We start from the raw sequence: 18,851 nt of genomic DNA, 5'->3' as shown, positions 1-18,851 counted from the left end.
CCCCGCTACCACTCGGAGGGACGGTGCTTCCGCTTGTTCCTGCGGGTGGTGAACACGTAAATCAGGTATGCCACCAACGCCAGGCACAGCACAGCGCTGCCGACGATGAGCGGCGTGGGCAGTTGGTCGGCGCGGCCGCTCTCCCGCAACGGCGCGATGATGCCGAAATATATGCCGCTAAACAGGCCGCCCAGTCCAAACACGCTGCCGAGGATGATCCCCAGCAGGCCGGCGCGCGAAGTCGATGCCATGGCAATTCTCCTTATTGATGAGGGGATGGGGCGCCGCGTGCCGGGGACCAAGCGAACATGCAGGCGCCGACGCCGGCGCCCATGACCAGCGTGAGCACGGTGCCCGACAGCGAGGCGTGCAAGCTCAGGCTGACCGCGCCCGATGGCAGCAAACTTTGCAACTGCAGATTTCGGCAGAGGGCGGCGTACAGCAAGACCGCCAAGGCCGCCGCGAAGGCGCCGATGACGCTTCCTTCGATGATTTCGCCGAACCGAAGGGCTTGCGGCATAAACCCGAGCATCAACGCCAACTGCCGCACCTTGTCGCGCTCGGCTTCCAGCGCGAGCGCGACGGTATGGATGCCGAAGCCGGTGAGCGTCATGGTCAGCAGCAGGAAGGTGATCCAGAAGCGCTTGATCTGGGCCTGCAACTGGTCGATGTAGCGCCCGCCATAACTGTTCAGTTGCAGCAGCTCCAGGCGGCTTCCCTTGATGCGCCCGCATAATTGGCGAACCTGGGCCAGTTGCGCCGGATCGAGCGTCATGCTGACCGAACTGACGATGTCACTTACCTGGAAATGCTGCCGCAAGGCCGGCAAGGTGCTGTACATCTCCACTTCGTCGCCGGCCCCGGCGCGCCGCGCCACGCCGACGATACGCCAGTCAAACCGAGCCAGTTTCAGCGTGTCGCCGGGTTGGCGCGCGCCTAGCCAGGCGCTCAGCGCAGGGCTGAGCAACAACTCGCGCCGGCCCGGCAAGGGATGGCGCCCGCTCGTCAACGTGAGCCCGGCCGGCTTGCCGTCGGCGTCCGTTTGCAGCCCGCGCAACAGGGTCGGCAGGCGCTCCTCCCGGTCGGGTTCGCCGACCACGATATCGGCGGGCAGCACCAGGGCGCCGCGCGGTACCTGGCCGCGCAACGCGGGGGCGGCGGAAAAGCCGGTCCGCAGCAGTTCGTAGGTCGACTGCGGGATGAAGCTGCGCGCTTCGGTTCCCGCGCCGGCGGCCAGCATCAAATACGCCTGCGCGGGCGCGGCCGGCCTGGCGTGGTCGAGGGCAAGGGCCAGATTCCAGCCCGTGACGAAGGTCAGCGCGCTGGCGGCGATGGCGAGCGCGACCAGGATCAGGCGCCAGGGCGCGCGCCGGTAGCTGCGCAACCAGACCATGAGCGCGATGGGGATTTGACGTGGCGGCGATGTCGGCATGGCGATCTCGGCTCGGTGGGGACGCTTCAATCGGCGGTATCGCGGAACAGGTCGTCGATGCGGAGCCTGGCGATGACGCCCGCCACCGCCGCCCAGGTCGACAGCGCGACGAGCACGCCCACCGCCGACGCCCCTTGCAGCGCGGCGCGCGGCGCCTCCATGCGCAGCCACAGCACGTTGTCGAGCAAAGCGCCGCCGGCCAGCCAGGCTACGAGGAAGCCGCCGGCGCCGACGAGCGCGCCGGCCGTCAGCGCCAGCGCCAGGCCATGCAGCGTCAAGGGAAGCTTTCGACGGCCGAGCACCAGCAACATGGCCAGGCTGGTTCTGTAGGTGACGGCCAGCAGGTTGGCACACAAGGCAGGCAGCAACAGCGCCGCCGCCAGCGTCATCCACAACGCCAGCAACACCAGATAGCGCAGGTCGATCAGGTCGTTCAAAAAGCCGGAGGCGGCGGGCAGGAAGTCGGTGCTGCGCGTGGCCGGCGTTTCGTGGGCGAACAGGGCGTCGAGCGCGCGCCGCGCCCCGGCCTTGTCCGTGCGCGGATGCAGCCGCACGTGAAAGCTGCCGACCACGCCTTCGTAGGTGGGCAAGGCCAGGTCGGCGAAATCGCGTCCGAGCAGGACGCAGGCCGTGCACTTCAGTTCATTGTCCGCGCCGAAGATACCAGCCACATAAAAGGCCTGGTTGCGCTCGTCGTCGCCAAGGAACAGCCGTGCCGCGACCATGTCGCCGATCGCCAGTTTCTGGGCCGCCAGCAGCGCCGCGCTGACCAGGACCGCGTCCTTGCGCTGGCGCCAGCGGCTTAGCATGGCAGCGTCCGCCCCCAGACGCGGCAGCGTGGCGGCGACCTGATCCTTGTCGACGATGACGCCGGTGTACACTTGCCGCTCATTGGCAAGAAACAGGGCGACCGAACTGTATTCGGTGACGGCGGCGACCATCGGCGCCGCCTTGATCCGTTCGAAATAGGTGCGCGGCAGCAGGTTCGACGGCGACAGTGCGTTGCTGACCGTCAGCAGCTCATCGTCGCCGCCATCCGCGCGCCCGTGCCAGTAGGAGTTACCGGCGAGCAGGGCGGCGCACGCCGCCAGCAGCAGCCCCAGTAGCGCCAGGGCGGCCGCCAGCGCGCGATGCCGGCGCAGCAGGCGCATCACGGCGCACCGCCTTGCAGGCAGCCGTCGTGCAGATACAGACGGCGCGTGGCTTGCCGTGCCAGCGACTCGTTGTGCGTGACCAGTACCACGGCCCGGTCATGAAGCTGGGCGAAGCTTTGCAACAGCTCGAAAATCCGCTGCCCCGCGTCCTGGCCCAGGCTGCCGGTGGGTTCGTCGCACAGCAGCAGCGACGGCGCGCCGGCGATGGCCCGCGCCAGCGCCACCCGTTGCTGTTCGCCGCCCGATAGCGTGGCCGGCAGCGCCCGGCACTTGTGCGCCAGGCCCACGATGTCCAGCGCGTCCAGGGCCTGGATATGCCGCTGGCGTTGCGGCATGGCGCGCAACTTCAGTGCCAGCTCGACATTTTCCCGTGCATCCAAAAATGGGATCAGATTGAAGCGCTGGAACACGAAGCCGATGCGCGACGCGCGCAGCCGCGCCAGTTGGCGCTGATCGCGGAAATCCACCGCCACGCCGCCGTAGGTCAGGGTGCCGGCGTCCGGTGCCTGCAGCGTGCCGAGTATTTTGAGCAGCGTGCTCTTGCCGGCGCCCGAGGGCGCGGTAATGGCCAGCACTTCGCCGGTGCGCACGCTGACGTTCACATCGCGCAGGACGGTCTCGCCACCGGCGGCCGACTGGAACGATTTGCGCAAGCCGCGCGCCTCGATGAAGGGCTGGGCGGCCGGGGCCGGGCTGACAGGGTCCATGGTCAACGGGTTCATCGCCTCACTCCGTCATGGTGGAACAACGGCCATCGCCGGCGCCGACGAACTCGACCTCCGCGCTGGAGTCGAGGATGGGCAGCACGCGCATCGCCCGCATCGGCGCCAGCACGACATTGACGGCGCCGCGCTGGCGGTCGGCGGTATTGCCGACCCTGGCCAGCCGGAACGGCACCGCGCGGATCTGCTCGGGCTGCGCCAGCGACGACACCAGCGCGCAGCCGCCGCGCTGCAATTGCGGCAGCAAGCGTTCCTGCACCGACACCTCCACCTCCAAGGTCGCCGGGTTGAGCAACGTCAGCAGGCCGCTGCGGATGTAGCTGCCGCCATTGGTGGGCGATACCACCTCGCCGACGCGCGCGTTCTGCGCCACCACCACCCCGGCGAACGGGGCGCGGATCGCGTATTCCAGCTGGCTGCTTTGAAACGCGTGCAGGTTGGCGGCGGCGTCGGCGGTGTTGCTGTGCGAACGGGCCAGTTCGAGCCGGGCCTGGTCGAGCCGCAGATCGGCATCGGCCATGGCCTTGCGCGTGCTGAAACCTTGCGCCATCAAGGCCGCCTGGCGTTGCTGTTCCTGCAGGGCGTTGCGCGCGTCCAGCGCCGCCTTCTCGGCCGCCAGCTTCTCGGCGGCCAGACGTTGCTCCGCCGAACGAACATCGTTATCGCCCCGAATGTTGCTCAGTTCCACCAGTAGTTCGCCGCGCTTGACCGAGGCGCCCTCGGCGACCCGTATCGCCTTGACGCGCGCCAACACCGTTGCCGAGATCTGCACCAACTCGTGCGCGGTGAAGAAGCCGGTCATTCTCAAGCTGCCGGGGGCCGGCCCGCTGTTGGCAGATTCGGCGGGTGCGGCGGCCGGGGCGGGCGCGGCGGGCGATGGCTGGCGCAGCCACGCCGCCGCGCCGGCCAACGCCAGCGCGCCCAGGGCGGCCGCCAGCCAGCGCCGGCGCCGCCAGGGCGCGGGGGCGGCGGCGTCGCCTTGCTCGCCGCGCAGCACCAAGCGCTGCAACGCCTGTTCGCCTTGCCCGGACTGTTCGCCGCGATGTTGGGAAGGTGGATGCATGGCTGGCCGTTTCACACGATGCCCGGACGGGAATGCAATACGAGTTGGACCACCATCAGTATCACGGTGGCGGCGTAGCAGGCCGACAGCACGCCGTACAGCCTCGAAGGCCAGCGGCTGCCGCACATCTGGCCAAACGCGTGCATGCCCTGATCCATGTCGCTGCCCGCCAGGGCACAGCAGTTCGGCATTCCCGCCAACAGGCTGATGACGAACAGCGAGCGCAGCACCGTAGCGCTGCCGGCCGGCGCCAACACCGCGGCGGCGGCCAAGGCCAACGACAACAGCAAGTCCAGCATCGGCCCGGCGATGCAGATCAGGAAGCGTGTATCGCTGCGATCGAGCGCGGGTTGGGGCGGTGCGTAAAATGCCGGCAGCGGCGGCGACCACTCGACGCCGCCGCCGCGCACGCCACAGCAGCGCGCGGCGGTGGCGTGCGCCATCTCATGTGCCGCGATCCACAGCAGCGCGCCGGCGGCGGTGTACAGCGGAACCGCGCCGCGCGCCAGTCCCCCCAGCGCGGGCCGGGGCAGTTCGGCCAGGCGCAGGAAAAAGGCCAGCGGCAGCGCCGCCTGCCACACGCACAACAAGGCCAGCAGGGCGACGGATAGGGGCGTGTTCAGTCGCTGCATGGCGGGGCCTCCCCGGTGTTGCCGAACGTGAAGGCGAACACGCTGAACAAGTGCGCGTAGGCCGTGGGCAAATGACTCAGCAAATCGCTTTCGATGGCGGCGCCGGCGGGGCAGCCGTGCAAGCCCTCGCGCTCGATGGCCAGCCAGAACGCGCCTATCCACTGGCCGGTCAAGGTCAGCAAGCGGTCGTGGCCGCCGGTGCCCTGCGTGGTCAGCACCAGCGGCACGTCGGCCAGCATGAACAGGCGGCCCGCCGCACGGCTGAGATTGCGCTGCGACAGCAGCTCCTGGCCCGGCGCGTCGGCGGCGATGGTGCTACCGGGGCAAAGGCGCAAGGCGCCGTCAGCGAGCCATTCGTAGGTCGCGCACCGGCCCGCCTGCTCGAGCACCAGGATGGGCCGCAGGCACGATAGCAAGGCGGACTCGGCGCCGTCGTCCGGTCGCGGGCGCGCCTGGCCCAGCAACGTGGCGATCCGGGGCGCGGCCAGGTCCAGGCGGGTGCAGTGTCGCGCCGCGCGGCGCCGGCGCAGCAGGCTGTCGAACTGATCCCACTGCACAGGCGCCGTGGCGATGGACGGCAACCCGGCCCGCCACGCGTAGCCGTAATAGTGGCGCCGATGATCGAGCAGGTCGCCAATCCAGTCCGGCGCCACGTCGCCATAGCGGAAAGCCAGCGGCAGGCCGGCAGCCTGCGCGGAGGCCTGCAGGAAGGCCGCGCCGACACCGCCATCCAGATAGGCCAGGTTGCAACCAAAATCAAAATATTTTTGCCGGGCTTTTTCGACGTTGACCAGGCAAACGATGTCGTATTCGTCGACGCCGGCCGCTTCCGTCATCGGCGCATCGGCGACTGGTTCCAGCCAGTCGACCACCGGCACATAGCGCAGCAAGATGGTGCGACGGCGCGCGGGGTCGTGCCACACCACCATCCCCTCGGCCGCCCCCAGGTTGCCGCCGCTTGGACAAATGCGCCGTTGATCGCCGTGCGCGTCGGTCCAATAGCCAAAGCTACGGATAAGCAACTGCAGCAGCAAGCGTTGCGACGGCGTGGCGTTCGCCATCGAGATGACCTTGCCGGCGTCGCCGTGCGGCAGCGGTAATTGTTTGGCCGCCGCTACGTGGTGGCCTGCGTAGTGCACGTCATGATGTTTGACGCCGACCAGGCGGCGCGGCGGCACCGCGATCCGGCTGTGCCGTTCGAGGCGTGGCAAAAGCCCGGGGCTGTCCGGGACGGCAAGGGCGATGGGCGTTGCGCCAATGGCATTGCGGCGTGGCACGGGAAAGGCGGTGGTGCGCATCTGGCCGTCGTGCAACTGGTAGCGGATCAAATTATTCACCAGGGACAAGGGCGACGTGCTGCTGTTGAGCAGCACGACGACGTTGCTGACGATCGCCAGCCAGGCGGGCCGCGTCGCCGGATCGTCTTCGTAACCGAGGCCGTCGCAACTAGCCCGATAGCAGGCCGTCGTACAGCTGCCCCGGCTGGTCAGCAGCGGCCCGACGTCCAACGCCGGTCCGCGCGGGCACACCAGCAGCACGGCGGCGTTATCGCCTTGCAAGCGATCGATCCACGCGTCCGGTGGCGTCGCCTCGTCCAGTATCGCGATCGTCAGCGCGTGAGCCGGCATGCCGGGCGCGTGGTCGCATACGGTCAGGCCGGCCTGCCGCAGCGTGAGCGTCAGCTGGTGGCGGAAGTGAGCGGCCCCGAGCATCCCGACCGGCCGCAAGAACGCCGCCACCACATCCGGGCGGCGATTGTGGATGCGGGTCTGGTCCATCCGCTTGGCGAGATAGCGCACGGTTTCCGCCCGCACCGCGACCGGCGCGGGCGCGGCCGGCTGCTCCAGCAAGCCGTGGCGCAGCAACAGGTACAACAGGCGTTTGCGTTCGGGCGCGGCCGGCAGATGGGCCGCGCACAGCTGTTCGAGCGCTCGAGTTCCGTCGAGCTCGGACAAGAACGCCAGCACGTCGAGCGCGCCCAGCCGGCGTGCCAGCATCGGCGCGCCCAGGCCGCCCACCAGCATCAGGCGCGTGCTGTCGACGACGACGACCGCCACCTCGTCGAGCACGCGTGGATGGCTGGGACAGACCTCGTCGATCTCGGCGTCGCCCGTTAGCGCGAAGCTTTGGGTTATGCGATCCATGTGCCCAGCTCCTTGTCGAATGCGGCAAAGCGTTGCGGACCCGCGCACGTCGCGCGCGTCGGGCTGCGGCAGATACAGCCATGGAACGGCATGATCTTGCTGGTGTGGACCTGCGCGGTGCCGGTGTCGATCAACAGGCTGGCATCGGCCGCCAATTGGCCCCCGGCCTGGAGCAAGCACAGTTGCGCGGCCAGTTCCACCAGGCCGGGATGGTAGCCGCGAAACTCCAGCGCGGGGACGGCCGCCAGTTTGGCCAGGAAGAACAAGGTTTCGGCGCTGTATGGCGCGGGCGGCTGGCTCAGCAGGCGCTTGCCGAAGCAGCGCGCGCACACGCCCGCCGGCGAGCAAGGCGGCGCCAGTATCACGTGCCGCTCGAACGCGAACCCGCTGAACAGGCTGGCCGACGGCGTCAGCGCCTGCGCGATGTCGCGCATCAAATCCAGCCGCAGCGAGGAGAACAGCGCAAACACCGGCCCGTCCAGCGTACCGCCCCCGGAGGAAAATTGTGCCGCGTCGAGCATGGTCGCGGCCGGCTCGGGCCGGTGCGCGGCGATGGCGGCCGCCAGGTCCCGTCCAAACGCGCCACAATGGAGGTAGGTCGACATATCAGGCAAACGCTTGTGGAAATGGGTTGATGGCCGGCGCCGCGGGGAGCTCGCCGCGCCGCTGGAGATATCGCCGAAACTGCGCCAGGCGCGGCGCGCCCAGATAGCGCGCGCTGGTGATCGTGCTCATCGGCATGAGGCTGGGGATCAGCGCGCGAAAACTCCGCAGGCCCACCTGTCGCAGCTCATCGCAGGTTAATTCCAGCAGCAACACCTCGTGGCCGAGCAGCTTGGCCCGCTGTTTCAACCAGCCCAACTGGGCGGCGGGGACGCTGTTGTCCGGCAACGGCTGGGCGGCGCGCAAATCGGCGAACGGCACCTCGTCGCGGCCGTCGAGGAATTCGAAAGCATGCGCGCGCTCGGGCCGCGCCATGTACACGGCGCCATCCTCGATGCTGAAGCAATCGCCGGCATGCGCGACCGGCTGGATGTGGCCGGTGTCGAGGATGGAACTGAGCGTCGCCACCTCCCTCAGCGCCTTGCAACACGCGTCGGCGAAACTGAAACTGCTGGCGCAGGTGACCAGGTTGGCCGCGTGCGGATGCGAGGGGCGGTGGCGCCGCAGGTAGACGGTGGGCAGGCCGAAGTCGGTGGTCCCGTCGAACAGCAGGTATTCCTGCCGATGTTCCAGCAGGGGGCGCACGGCGGCGGGAAAAAGCGCCAGCGCGGCGCCGTCGAAGCGTATCCGGCGCAAGCGCCGGCGCAACAGCCACGTCAGCGCGATCGAATCGCGCTCGACGACTTCGGCGATCGCCGTCACCAGCGCGGTGGCCGGATCATGATGGACCGCGGTGCCGGTCGAAATCGGGCTCCAGAACTGCTCGCCGCTCCATGTGCGCGGATAGAGGTGGCTCATCGCGGCCGGCACATATTGCCGCCCGCCCGTGTTGAGGTTGACCGCTTGCACCCAGCGGATCGGATCGTCCGGATCGAATTCCCGGAACTGTTGGTTCGGCGCCGCCAGTTCCTCCGCCGAAAAACGTGGCAGGCGACGCCAGTCCAGCGCGGCCGGGCCCAGTTCGTTGGCGCTGGCGACGATGTACTCATGGTCCAACAGGATGCAAGCGCTGTAGCGCTCGGCCGCCTCGCACACCGCCTTGAGTCGGGCCAGGTTGGGGTCCAGGTCCGCGCCGCAACCGCTGAGATAGGTGTGCCAGAGGGCGCCGCCGCTGTGGCTGCGCGCCGACGGCAGCAGCGCGCTCAGGTTGCCGGCATGGCAGCCATAGCAATGGAAAACGCGATCGGAGAAGTTCGACAGCACGACCGGTCTGGGCGTGCTCAACACACCGCCGAAGGTGGCGCACAGCGTCTCATATCGCATGGCCGTGCTCCTGTTGCCGCCGCAGTGCCGACCACGTCTCCGGTGGCAGCGCCAGCAGGATCAAATAGTCGGACTCCTGTCCCGCGAAGCCCAGTTGATTCAATAAAATCCTGATGACGGTAAATCCGCCGCCGCCGCGCGCGCCGGTAGCCGCCAAGCCGCGCCGCAGCGCCTCGGCCAGTTGCGCGCATACCGCAAGCGCGTCGGCCGGCAAGTCGGCATGACCGAGCAAGCGGCCTTCGCGCTCGAGCGCTAGCCGCTTCCTCAGCAGCTCGGCTGGCTGGCGGCCGGCAGGCGTATTGGCGAACACCAGCGCGGACAGCGCGGCGGCGGGCAAGCCCGAATGCCGCGCTTCCAGCACCATCGAGATTGCCACCGGCATGGCCGTCTTCAGCAGCGCCAGGTCGACCGCCAGCAGGGCCGGAAGATGCTCGGTCAGCGCCAGCAGCGCGGCCGCCGTGCGCGGGGCGGCGTGCGCGCGCAGCCAAAGGCGCGCATCGGCCTGCTCGCAGCACACCAGGGTGCGGTAGTAGCCGGGGGCGCGGCCTGGTTCGCGATCGGGCAAGGCCTGCGTGGCGTAGGGCTGTTCATCGTTTAAGGCGTCGATCGTGGTCTCGGCCCAGGCGACCATCAAATTGCGCGCCTTGCTGCACGGGTATCCCGGCAGACGGATCAATGCCCGCGCTTCGCTGGGCGCCGGTGCCTCGCTGCGGGTCACCGCCACCACGGCGGCGTCCGGTATCTGGCGCAGGCGCGCATGCAGGCGGGCCAGCAGTGGCGACAACAAACTCGTTTGGCGACCGACACGCAAGCGCAGCGCGTAGCCATGACCGGCGGAAGAGGGGACCATGGCTCATTCCTCGGCCGTGTAACGAAAGCCCTTCAGCGTCCACAGGGCCATCAATGCCGTGAATAGGGACAGGTAGGCGACGGACGTGGCGACGCTGAAACTTGCCGGGTAGTCCAGCATGGTTTGGCGCAGCAGGTTGACACAATGGGTAGCGGGAAGAAAAAACGCCACGACCCGGGTGGCGGGATAGTTCGTATTGGGAAACATCAAATCGCCCATGAAGATCATCAGCAGATTCAGGATGGTGAACACGTGAATGCCGCTCGAATAGCTGCGCAGATTGCTGCCCAACGCCATCCCCAGGCTAAGCAGACTGAAGGCGCACAGGACGGCAACGCCGATGCTGGACACGATCGTGGCCCAGTTTAAGTGGAGCTCGAGCAAATAGTCGCCAAGCAGCACGAACAGGGCCGCCTGCGCCAACGCCAGCAACAATTTGGTGGCCGCTTCCGCGGAAAAGATGATGTACAGGGGGACGGGAAACAGCCGGAACAGGCGCAAGGTGCCCTTGGCGCGATCCTCCAGCAGTTTGGCGCCGGTAGTGAAGAGCGCCAGGTTCATCAGGGACATGATCAGCAGTCCGGGCAGGAAGGCAAACGACATGGCGCCGTTGGTGGTGACTTTGACCGCGTACGCCGGCGCGTTATGGCCGCCGGACAAGGCCACCGCGACCACGTCGGCGAGCGCCTTGTTTCGCTCCAGGGTGTAGAGGCTCGGGGCGGCATCGCCCTCGTCCTGGTCCAGAACCAGCTGGGCGTTGCCATCGCGGATATTCTCGGCCGCGCCGCCAACGATGGGCACGATTTGCAGTCCCTGCAGCCGCGCGCTCTCGACCTGCGCCAGCACGGCGGGCGCGACCGACTTTGTGCTACCCATCGTGATCGGCGTCGCCGCGCCGCCGGCATAGTAGGTGAACGACGATACCAATAAAAATCCGAGCGGAATCACCAGCGTCATCGCCAACGAGGTCAGGCTCTTGTGGTAGAAGGCCAATGACAGCTGCGAAAATTTCAGAAAGATGGAAAAGTTCGCTGGCGCGAAATGCAAGGCGTTCATGGCATGCCTCTCTTTAGTCGGCGATCACACTCAAATACACGTCTTCCAGCGATGGCTGGGTCACCGTCAGATTAATGCGCAGGGTATTCTTCTTTTCGAGCAGCAGAATGTCGCCGATTAAGGAGGCGGCGTCGGTCGAGGCGCAGGAAATCATGTGCTGGTGACCGCGCAGCGTGATCTGCGCATCGACCGGCAATGTCGCCTTGAGCTGCTCGAGAAACACCTCGGAGGCGGTGAATTTTATTGAAATCTTGCTCGCCTGTTGTTCCAGCAATTCCTGCGCGGCGCCGTGCATCTTTATCTTGCCGCCGTCGATAAAATAAATTCTATCGCACAGTTCCATTGCTTCTTCCATATGGTGGGTGGCGATAATCCCGGAAATATTTCCCTGCCGTTTTCTCAATAGCAGGGCGTCCCAAACCGCCCGCCGCGAACGGACATCGAGTGCCGAGGTCGGCTCGTCCAATAGCACCAGGGATTTATTGCCATACAGCGCCGCGAAAATACTTAATCGCTGGGTTTGTCCCGCCGATAGATCGCCCACCAGCTGTTGCATGACATGGCCGAGTCCCAGCTGCTTGATCAAGCCATTTCTGTCGGCCTCCGCCGGATACATCCTGTGGTAGAGGTCGCATAATTGCGCCACCGTTAAATAGGCTGGCAACGCGTAGCGCTGGAATACGATACCGATTTGACCGCGCTCTTGCGGAGTGAGCTCGGTTGGTGGCTTTCCAAAGACGGACACCAGGCCTGAACTGGGTGTCTGCAAGCCTTCCAGAATTTCAAGCAGCGTGGTCTTGCCGGCGCCGTTGGGGCCCAGCAGGCCAATGACCTCGCCGTGGCGGACCCGCATGCTCACGCGGTCGAGCGCCAGCTTGTCGCCATACAGCTTGCTGACATCGACGATCGAGGCGGCACCGAACAGCTCGGCATCCTGTTGCACGTTTCCGTCCATGTCACCCGTCCTGAATGAGGTTGGAGTAATCTCACGCAATAGCGCCAACCACAAGGTGGAGGAATCCACCTTGTGCGTGATGACGACTCGTTTATTTCAGTTTTACGCAATTGGCGGAACCAAACGACCCGAATGTTCCGATGCAGCCGCCGGCGGTGCCGAAAGTCCCGGCCGTGCCGGCACAGTTGAATGCGGCTGTTATGCCTTGATGGTCTTCGCTATAAGGTGATGCGTCCACGGCGCCCGGACCTTCTGCCGTTTGCACCGGCATGTCATAATCGTGCCTGGCGGCCAGAGTATATATTTCCATGATCGTCTCCATATCAATTTCACGTTATTCCGTGGACTTGGATTAATTTAATTGCCGTAGTCTACGGTCCCCGTCGACGATTCAAATAAAGTGCGGGCGGTTGTTATCTGAAGCGCCGTGTCCCTAATATGACAGAACGCGGCGATCCGATATCATTTTCGCAAGACGCTATGATTTGCCTCAAATTTTCTATAAGCCTGAGGAAATAAGGTGTGGTGAGATGGGAGGGTTTTGGAGTATTAGATTGGCGGAACTGGGCCGTAGTAATGCGGCGCGCCTTCCGGGATGATGTCGATCCGGTCCAGCATGAAGCCCGGGTCCATTGCATACAGTTGTAGCCGGTGCTTGCCGGGCGCGTGGCGTTGGGGCGGCAGCGATCTCACTGCCGTGTTGCTCAATACGTTGCGTTTCCACTCTTCACTGCGCCCTTGGGTGCGGTAGTCCAGGACCGCCAGGGGCCCGTCATCGATCCGGTACCCCAGCCGCAGCTGATTGTCAGACGTTAGTGGATGGGTGGGCAGGGCGACGATATCGATGCCGACCGGCACGTTGGCATCCGTGTCGAACTCGATCACCAGCGGTGCCGCTGTTGCCGCTTGGCCGGCGTCGAGGGAGGGCGCTGCCAGCGGCGAACGCAACACGGCGCCCATGCTGCCGAGTTCATCGATTCTTTGCCATTGCGGATGCGGCGCCGCGTTCGCCACCGCGATCGATACCGGGCGCGGCGCCGGCGCTGGCGGCACGCTCGTCCGCGCGCCGCCGCCCGACGCAGCCGGCCAGACCGGCTCGGCGAACACCGGCAGCCGGCGCGGCGCCATATCCATCATGCGGCGCCATTTTCCATCCGCCAGCCCATTGTATTCGGCGGTGTCGGCGACGATGGCCTGGTGGGCCGACTTTGCCTCCGCCACATAACGCTCGGCGCTGGCGCTGGTGCTTGTGTTGTCGCCCAGACCGGCCAGCTCCAGCTTCAGAATGCGCGCGTTCAAATTGGCGCTGGCGCGCACCGGATACAGCACCAGTTCGAAAAATGCATCCCTGCGGTCGGTCGGCATCGCCCGCGCCAGCGCCTCCGCGCGCGCGGTGATCGCCGCGTACCGGTCGAGCCGCCGCCGCGCCTCGTCGCCACCCGATCGCAGATACGCGGTCGGCCGGTTGGTCGTGGTGGGCTCGGTCTGGCCGAAGCCCATGAACTCGGGCCGCCGCTCCCATGCCAGCGCGTAGTATTCCATCAGGATGTCGGCGATTTCCCCGGCCCGCTCCGCGTCGAACTGGCGCGCCAGCCATGCGCGCAGATGCGTGCTGGGGGCCTGGTCCAGCAAGCTGTTGTCGAAGGCCAGGTCGAGGAAGTACTGGCTCAGGTATTCAAGCGGCTTGATATCGCCGACATTGGCCACCCACAGCTTGCGGGCGCCGGTGTGCCGGGCGCGCTCCAGCTGCTCGCGCACCAGCGACGGATGCGTGGTCCCCAGCCACAGATAGTCGTGCGGCCGGCCCCAATACGACAGATGGTAGTACAGGCCGGCGCCGCCGCCACGCTTCGCCTCGGCGGCGGTGCTCAGTTGGCTGATGTAGCCATAGTTATCGTCCGGCCAGATCAGGCTGATGTCGTCCGGCACCTTCAGCCCGGCCTTGTAGATATCGAGCACTTCCTTGTACAAGGTGAGCACTTGCGGAATTTGCTCCGGCGGGCGACCCTGCGCCCTGGACAGCAAACCGCGCTGGATATCGATGACCTGTTCGACGCCATCGCGCGCCTCCGCGATGGTTTTGGCGCCTTCCATCGCGCTGTCGTGCACGCCGCGCAGGCCCACGGACATCAGCGTTTCAAAGCCTTTGACTTGCTGGACGCGCTGGTCCCAGTACGAGACCATGCGGTCGCGGTTGGTGAAGAAGTTGAACGGCCCGTCCTTTTTCACATCCCATTCGCGCACGTTGTTGCGCATCATCGGCTCGGCGTGCGAGGTGCCGACCACGATCGCATAGTCGCGCGCCATTTCCGGGTTGCCGGGGATTTGATAAAAAGGCTTGGTCGAGTCGTGCATCGCCGGCCACAGCGTGTTGGCCTTCAGGCGCCACAGCAACTCGTAGATGCGCGCGTAGGTGGGCGGGCCGATGTCGCCGGTCTTCGGATCGTAGGTCTTCGCCGCCCACGGCTGCAAGCCCCAGTCCTCGTCGTTGAGAAAAATGCCGCGATATTGTACCGACGGCGCGGGCGGAAACAGCGGCGCGTCGGCGATGGCCACGCGGGAGCGGCGGCGCGGCGCCACGTCGGCCCACCATTCCCACGCCGAGACGCCAAGCTCGCGCGTCAGGTCGACCACGCCGTAGACGGCGCCGCGCGCGTCGGAGCCGGCGATCAACAGATAGCTCTGTCTTTTGGTGCGTACGACCAATCGCTTGTGTCGTTCCCACTTGCCGCGCAACGCCGCCAGATCGAGGCCGTCGCGCCGGGCCAGCTGCCGCAGCAAAGGCGTATCGTAGGCGCCAATGATCACGCAAGTCTTGCCGCAATCCTGCAAGCGCGACGAGATGCGCGGCGCCTGGCCGCTCAGCGCCCGCAGATCCCGGCCCAGCAATCGGGCCGCCAGCGCATAGGTCTTCTGATCTTCGTGGACGATGGCGGCGACCGGGCCGCCTTGTTGGTACAGCGTCAATTCGCCGGCGCGGGCCTGCGCGACGCCGGCGAGCAGCGCCAGGCAGGCGAGCGGGCCGGAGATCCTCATCGCGGCAGGCTGGCCGGGGCGGGCATTGACCCCGGCATGATTTCCAGCGGCACGCCGCCGCGCGCCGTGCGCAGGTTGACCAGCTTGACCGGCTCCAGCGCGTTGCCGGCCTTGCCGTCGGTCGTGACTGCCAGCGCGATGGTGTTGGCGCCGCTCGGATTCAGGATGCCCGGCGGGATGACAAACGTGCGCTGCGGTCCGATGTGGGCAATGAACTGGCCCATGTTCCAGCCGTTGACGAAGATCAGCGCGCGGTTCTCGCGCTCCGAGCGAGGCCGGGTGACGTCGCCGAATGCGAGGCCCAGCTGGATGTCATGCCCCTTGGGCAGATCAAGATCGAACGAGGTCCGCAGCCAGTAGGTGCCCGGCGCCGGCGGCGCGTCGCCGGTCTTGGCCTTGCTCCAGCCGGGATCGGCGGTCTTGAGGTCGGCCGGCGGCAAATACCAGCCCTGGCGCTCGCCGTACAGGCCGCCGTTGTTCATCGGACCGCGCACCACGTCGGCGATGTTCTCGCCGCCCTGGTTGCCCTGGATGCGCCAGTCGATCGGCACGGCGTAGCGCTGCCCGCCGCGCGACGTCAGCGAGGCCGAGATCAAGCCGCGCGCCTCGCGGTGGTAATCGTCGGCCATCAAGTTCCAGTTGTGCGAATTGTTGCGCACCATGACGGCGATGACGTGCGGGCCCTTCGCCAGCTTGTCGCCGAGCGCGAATTTGACGCTGTCCGTGGTCTCCGGGAAGGAGCGGCCCACGTCCAGTTCATGCTGGCCGACGAATCTGCCGTCCACCCACACCTGTATCATGCCGGCGCCGCCGGCGCCGTAGAACAGTTCCAGCTGATTGCTCTTCGCCTCGGCCAGCTCGAAGCGGCCGCGATACCAGACGTCGCCGTGGTGGAAGCCGTAGTCGCTCATCGACAAGGTTGGCTGGCCGCGTTCCGGCATGGTCCACGTCTGCGCCGCCGAAGCGCGGTTGTCGGCCTTGATCCATGCCGAGTCGTCGAACTTCGGTTGCGCCTCCGGGCTGTCCATGCGCCGCATCCAGCGCAGCGCGGCCAGGTCGGGCAGCTTCACCGCGTCCGGCCCCTTGACGCTGGCCGTGCGCAGGCTGCCGTCCGGCTGGGCGGTCACGGACAGGCTGTCGCCGTTGAAGGTGACGGCGGTTGCGGGCGGCCCCCAGATCTGCAGCTCGCTGGCGGTGGTGGTGTCGCCGGTCAACGCCAGCGTGCCGCCGGAGAGGGTAGCGGAACGCACCATCGCCGGGCTCAGTTGCAGGATTTGACCGGCCGGGGTTTTCTGCGTCCAGAAGGCGAGGCTGTTCTTTTCATCGGCCAGCAACAGCAGCAACGGCGCGCGGCCGCCGCCGGAGATGCGCACGCGGGCCAGGCCGTCGTGCACATAGTCCAGCTTGAGCACGCCATTCTCGTAGCGCGACGCTACCTTGCCGTCGATGACGTCGACCTTGGGCGCGCTGGCGTAGCGCAGCAGCGTCTGGCCGGATTCGCCGTCGCGGCCGTGCAGCAGCGCGATATCGCGCTCGCCGTTGGCGAAATGGGTCTGGATTTCCGACGTCGAGTAGACCAGATCCTGGCGCTCCAGCTTGTAGTCGGCCAGCAGCATCTTGGCGTCCTGGCCGTTCAGGCGCAGCGGCACCTGGTACGTGCCGTCCCTGGTCGTCAGGTCGAAGGTGAAGCTATCGTTGGTCAGCAAGTCCGACGGGCTGTGGACCGCGAACAGGATCTGCGTGCCGAGGTCCGGATTGACGTTGTGATAGACCTTGACCTTGTCGGACGAGGTCTTGATCTCCGGGCCCTTGTCCATCTTGGCCAGCGCCTGCTCGGCCGCCTGCACGAACATGCCTTGCTGCTTCAAGCCAAAGGCTTTGGGGCGCAGGCCGCGGTCCTCGGAGATCGGCGCGCCGTAATCGTAGGACGTGTACACCACCGGCCCGGCCAGCCAGCCCCACGAGGTGCCGCCGAACGTCATGTAGATGTTGTGGATGGTGATGCGGTTGATCAGGTTGGTGCCGTAGAAGACCCGCTGGTAGCCGGTGCCCTGGCGCTGGGCGGTGCAGTTGTAGGTGCCGTTCGAGCCCCAGTAATCGAACCAGCCGCCACCGAGTTCGGCGGCGAAGCCCGGAGTCTTCGGCGACGACAGCGCGCCGATCTTCGGTGAATTCTTGCCGTAGATGCCCCAGTCGGGCGCCTTGTTCGGCCCGGCGGGATCGGCGTGCACATCGCAGGTGCCGCCGGGATAGCCGTCGAACGCGTACATGTCGGTCGGCCCGGAATTGGCCCACGGCGCGGTCGAGTTTTTCGGCGTCCAGTCCGGCAGCCGTCCGGCCGCGTTGTGGAAGAACGGCACGCTGATGCCGTCCGCGCGCGCCTTCTTGGCCAGATGCTCCATGTGGCGCACGTGCTTGGGCTCGACCTTGCCCAGTTCGTTCTCCAGCTGGTAGGCGATGACGTTGCCGCCGCCGGTGGTGATCTGGTGGCGCGCGATGATGGCGTTAATCTGCGTCATCCACTCGTCGACGGCGGCCAGGTAGACCGGATCGTCGGTGCGGGCCTCGGCGCGGTTGCGGAACATCCAGCCGGGATAGCCGCCGCCGGTCAGCTCGGCGTTCACGTACGGGCCGGTGCGGGCGATGACGTACAGGCCTTCCTCCTCGGCGATTTCGAGCGCGCGTTCGACATTGCGCACATGCGAGAAATCGTAGACGCCGGGCGCGGCGGAATGGTAGCCCCAGTCGAAATAGAACGCCACGCCGTTAAAGCCCAACGCCTTCATCTTCTGGATGACGTCGCGCCACAGCGAAGGGTTGGGCAGGCGGAACGGATGGATCTCGCCGGACCAGACCACCACGCGCTTGCCGTCGATCAGCATCGAGTGCTCGTCCCAGCCGACCTTTTTCGGTTGGCCCTTGGGTTTGGTGGCGCGCGCCAGCGCCTTGGCGTCGTCGACCAGCACGGAGGCTTGGCCGATGCTGCCGGACACGCCATCCAGTTGCTTGGCCGCGCTCCACGTGCGCAAACCGTCGCCGCTGTCGGAATACCAGCGGCGGCCGCTGGCGGCGTCGCCGAAGTAGAGGCGCCATTTGCCGTTCGACAGCTTGATCAGCGAATGCGCGCCGGTGGTGGCGCCCCAGTTGGCCCAATCGCCTTGCCGCTCGATGGTCCACGGGCCGTGCAGCGTTTTGGCGCTGGCCATCTCGATCAGGCCGGTGGCGCCGTTGCGGGCGAGGGCGGTATAGCCGCCGTCCGTGACGGCGGCCACCGTGTCGACATAATTCTCCGGCAAGCCTTGCATGGCCTGGGGCGCCGACCAGACGCTGAAATCGGCGTTCGGCGTCAGCACGTAGCTGCCGCCGCTGGCGCGCGAAACGATCGCCTTGAGCGATCCATCCTTGTCGCGCAGCCACTCGGGCGCGGCGGCCCGCGCATCGCCGGGCAGGGTAAGCGGCACGTCGCGGACGAACTGCCAGTGCTTCAGATCCTGGGAACGTGTCAGCCCCAACGCCGTGCCGGTGGCGTAGAGCACATAATAATAGCCATCGTCGTGGCGGATGAGCGCCGGATCGCGCACCGGTCCGGCGGCGGGCCGGTAGGCGTCGGAGGCCAGCGTCGTGAAGGTGACGCCGTCGGTGGACGAGAACACACTCATCGCGTTGTCCGACGCGCGGTTGAAGCTGGCCATCAGGAAGGCCGAGGCGTCGGTCGCGGCGGCGTGCGCCTGGCTGGCCTGGCGCTGCGCGTCCGACGCCTGCGGAATGCCGAGCTCCTGGGCCGCGCAGCCCAGCGCCAGGGCCGCGCCGCCGATGCCGGCGATGGTTTTTCGAGCGATGCGTGTCAGATTCGGCATGGACCTGTTTCAGTGAGGTAAGAA

15 protein-coding genes are annotated in these 18,851 nt (G+C 66.7%); all 15 read right to left on the bottom strand.

Translation table 11 applies throughout. From position 1 onward, the window contains the following. Positions 1 to 5: 5 nt before the first annotated feature. Positions 6 to 251 (bottom strand): hypothetical protein, encoded by a 246-nt coding sequence (locus JOD97_RS02710; RefSeq protein WP_209713077.1) that lies wholly within the window; start codon positions 249 to 251, stop codon positions 6 to 8. Positions 252 to 262: 11 nt separating this feature from the next. Continuing rightward, complete coding sequence (locus JOD97_RS02705; RefSeq protein ID WP_209713076.1) at positions 263 to 1,432, bottom strand: ABC transporter permease; 1,170 nt, start codon at positions 1,430 to 1,432, stop codon at positions 263 to 265. A gap of 26 nt (positions 1,433 to 1,458) precedes the next feature. Continuing rightward, positions 1,459 to 2,586 (bottom strand): hypothetical protein, encoded by a 1,128-nt coding sequence (locus JOD97_RS02700; RefSeq protein WP_209713075.1) that lies wholly within the window; start codon positions 2,584 to 2,586, stop codon positions 1,459 to 1,461. After that, positions 2,583 to 3,308 (bottom strand): ABC transporter ATP-binding protein, encoded by a 726-nt coding sequence (locus JOD97_RS02695; protein ID WP_209713074.1) that lies wholly within the window; start codon positions 3,306 to 3,308, stop codon positions 2,583 to 2,585. The genes JOD97_RS02700 and JOD97_RS02695 overlap by 4 nt, the downstream gene beginning before the upstream one ends. A 4-nt stretch (positions 3,309 to 3,312) precedes the next feature. Further along, on the bottom strand, positions 3,313 to 4,371 hold the full coding sequence (locus tag JOD97_RS02690; protein ID WP_209713073.1) for an efflux RND transporter periplasmic adaptor subunit: 1,059 nt from the start codon (positions 4,369 to 4,371) through the stop codon (positions 3,313 to 3,315). Positions 4,372 to 4,382: 11 nt separating this feature from the next. Continuing rightward, on the bottom strand, positions 4,383 to 5,003 hold the full coding sequence (locus JOD97_RS02685; protein WP_209713072.1) for a site-2 protease family protein: 621 nt from the start codon (positions 5,001 to 5,003) through the stop codon (positions 4,383 to 4,385). After that, positions 4,991 to 7,147, bottom strand: a complete 2,157-nt coding sequence (locus JOD97_RS02680) for a hypothetical protein (protein WP_209713071.1) — start codon at positions 7,145 to 7,147, stop codon at positions 4,991 to 4,993. Before JOD97_RS02680 ends, JOD97_RS02685 begins: the two co-directional genes overlap by 13 nt. Continuing rightward, complete coding sequence (locus JOD97_RS02675) at positions 7,135 to 7,752, bottom strand: hypothetical protein (protein WP_209713070.1); 618 nt, start codon at positions 7,750 to 7,752, stop codon at positions 7,135 to 7,137. Before JOD97_RS02675 ends, JOD97_RS02680 begins: the two co-directional genes overlap by 13 nt. 1 nt (position 7,753) lies before the next feature. Beyond that, positions 7,754 to 9,073 carry a YcaO-like family protein gene (locus JOD97_RS02670; RefSeq protein ID WP_209713069.1) on the bottom strand — a complete coding sequence of 440 codons (1,320 nt, stop codon included), beginning with the start codon at positions 9,071 to 9,073 and terminating at the stop codon, positions 7,754 to 7,756. Beyond that, positions 9,063 to 9,923: a hypothetical protein gene (locus JOD97_RS02665; RefSeq protein WP_209713068.1), complete on the bottom strand. Its 861-nt coding sequence runs from the start codon at positions 9,921 to 9,923 to the stop codon at positions 9,063 to 9,065. Before JOD97_RS02665 ends, JOD97_RS02670 begins: the two co-directional genes overlap by 11 nt. 3 nt (positions 9,924 to 9,926) lie before the next feature. Further along, the gene (locus tag JOD97_RS02660; protein ID WP_209713067.1) at positions 9,927 to 10,979 is read right to left on the bottom strand and encodes an ABC transporter permease; all 1,053 of its coding nucleotides are present in this window, start codon (positions 10,977 to 10,979) and stop codon (positions 9,927 to 9,929) included. A 13-nt stretch (positions 10,980 to 10,992) separates the two neighbouring features. After that, positions 10,993 to 11,934: an ABC transporter ATP-binding protein gene (locus JOD97_RS02655; RefSeq protein ID WP_209713066.1), complete on the bottom strand. Its 942-nt coding sequence runs from the start codon at positions 11,932 to 11,934 to the stop codon at positions 10,993 to 10,995. Between the two features lie 91 nt (positions 11,935 to 12,025). Continuing rightward, a complete protein-coding gene (locus JOD97_RS02650) occupies positions 12,026 to 12,244 on the bottom strand; it encodes a thiocillin family RiPP (protein ID WP_209713065.1) in 219 nt (72 codons plus the stop codon). Positions 12,245 to 12,483: 239 nt separating this feature from the next. Beyond that, the gene (locus tag JOD97_RS02645; RefSeq protein ID WP_209713064.1) at positions 12,484 to 14,970 is read right to left on the bottom strand and encodes a glycosyl hydrolase 115 family protein; all 2,487 of its coding nucleotides are present in this window, start codon (positions 14,968 to 14,970) and stop codon (positions 12,484 to 12,486) included. Then, positions 14,967 to 18,827, bottom strand: a complete 3,861-nt coding sequence (locus tag JOD97_RS02640) for a beta-galactosidase (RefSeq protein ID WP_209713063.1) — start codon at positions 18,825 to 18,827, stop codon at positions 14,967 to 14,969. The genes JOD97_RS02645 and JOD97_RS02640 overlap by 4 nt, the downstream gene beginning before the upstream one ends. Positions 18,828 to 18,851: the final 24 nt, after the last annotated feature.

It is taken from the genome of Duganella sp. 1411, assembly GCF_017833525.1.
Taxonomy (GTDB): Bacteria; Pseudomonadota; Gammaproteobacteria; order Burkholderiales; family Burkholderiaceae_D; genus Rugamonas.
The sequence above is the reverse complement of the archived record's forward strand: the minus strand, read 5'-3'. Positions and strand labels throughout refer to the sequence as shown.

Coding starts and splice junctions, on each gene's coding strand:
- JOD97_RS02710 (WP_209713077.1), bottom strand. CDS start 251: ATGGCATCGACTTCGCGCGCCGGCCTGCTGGGGATCATCCTCGGCAGC.
- JOD97_RS02705 (WP_209713076.1), bottom strand. CDS start 1,432: ATGCCGACATCGCCGCCACGTCAAATCCCCATCGCGCTCATGGTCTGG.
- JOD97_RS02695 (WP_209713074.1), bottom strand. CDS start 3,308: ATGAACCCGTTGACCATGGACCCTGTCAGCCCGGCCCCGGCCGCCCAG.
- JOD97_RS02690 (WP_209713073.1), bottom strand. CDS start 4,371: ATGCATCCACCTTCCCAACATCGCGGCGAACAGTCCGGGCAAGGCGAA.
- JOD97_RS02685 (WP_209713072.1), bottom strand. CDS start 5,003: ATGCAGCGACTGAACACGCCCCTATCCGTCGCCCTGCTGGCCTTGTTG.
- JOD97_RS02680 (WP_209713071.1), bottom strand. CDS start 7,147: ATGGATCGCATAACCCAAAGCTTCGCGCTAACGGGCGACGCCGAGATC.
- JOD97_RS02675 (WP_209713070.1), bottom strand. CDS start 7,752: ATGTCGACCTACCTCCATTGTGGCGCGTTTGGACGGGACCTGGCGGCC.
- JOD97_RS02670 (WP_209713069.1), bottom strand. CDS start 9,073: ATGCGATATGAGACGCTGTGCGCCACCTTCGGCGGTGTGTTGAGCACG.
- JOD97_RS02665 (WP_209713068.1), bottom strand. CDS start 9,923: ATGGTCCCCTCTTCCGCCGGTCATGGCTACGCGCTGCGCTTGCGTGTC.
- JOD97_RS02660 (WP_209713067.1), bottom strand. CDS start 10,979: ATGAACGCCTTGCATTTCGCGCCAGCGAACTTTTCCATCTTTCTGAAA.
- JOD97_RS02655 (WP_209713066.1), bottom strand. CDS start 11,934: ATGGACGGAAACGTGCAACAGGATGCCGAGCTGTTCGGTGCCGCCTCG.
- JOD97_RS02650 (WP_209713065.1), bottom strand. CDS start 12,244: ATGGAAATATATACTCTGGCCGCCAGGCACGATTATGACATGCCGGTG.
- JOD97_RS02645 (WP_209713064.1), bottom strand. CDS start 14,970: ATGAGGATCTCCGGCCCGCTCGCCTGCCTGGCGCTGCTCGCCGGCGTC.
- JOD97_RS02640 (WP_209713063.1), bottom strand. CDS start 18,827: ATGCCGAATCTGACACGCATCGCTCGAAAAACCATCGCCGGCATCGGC.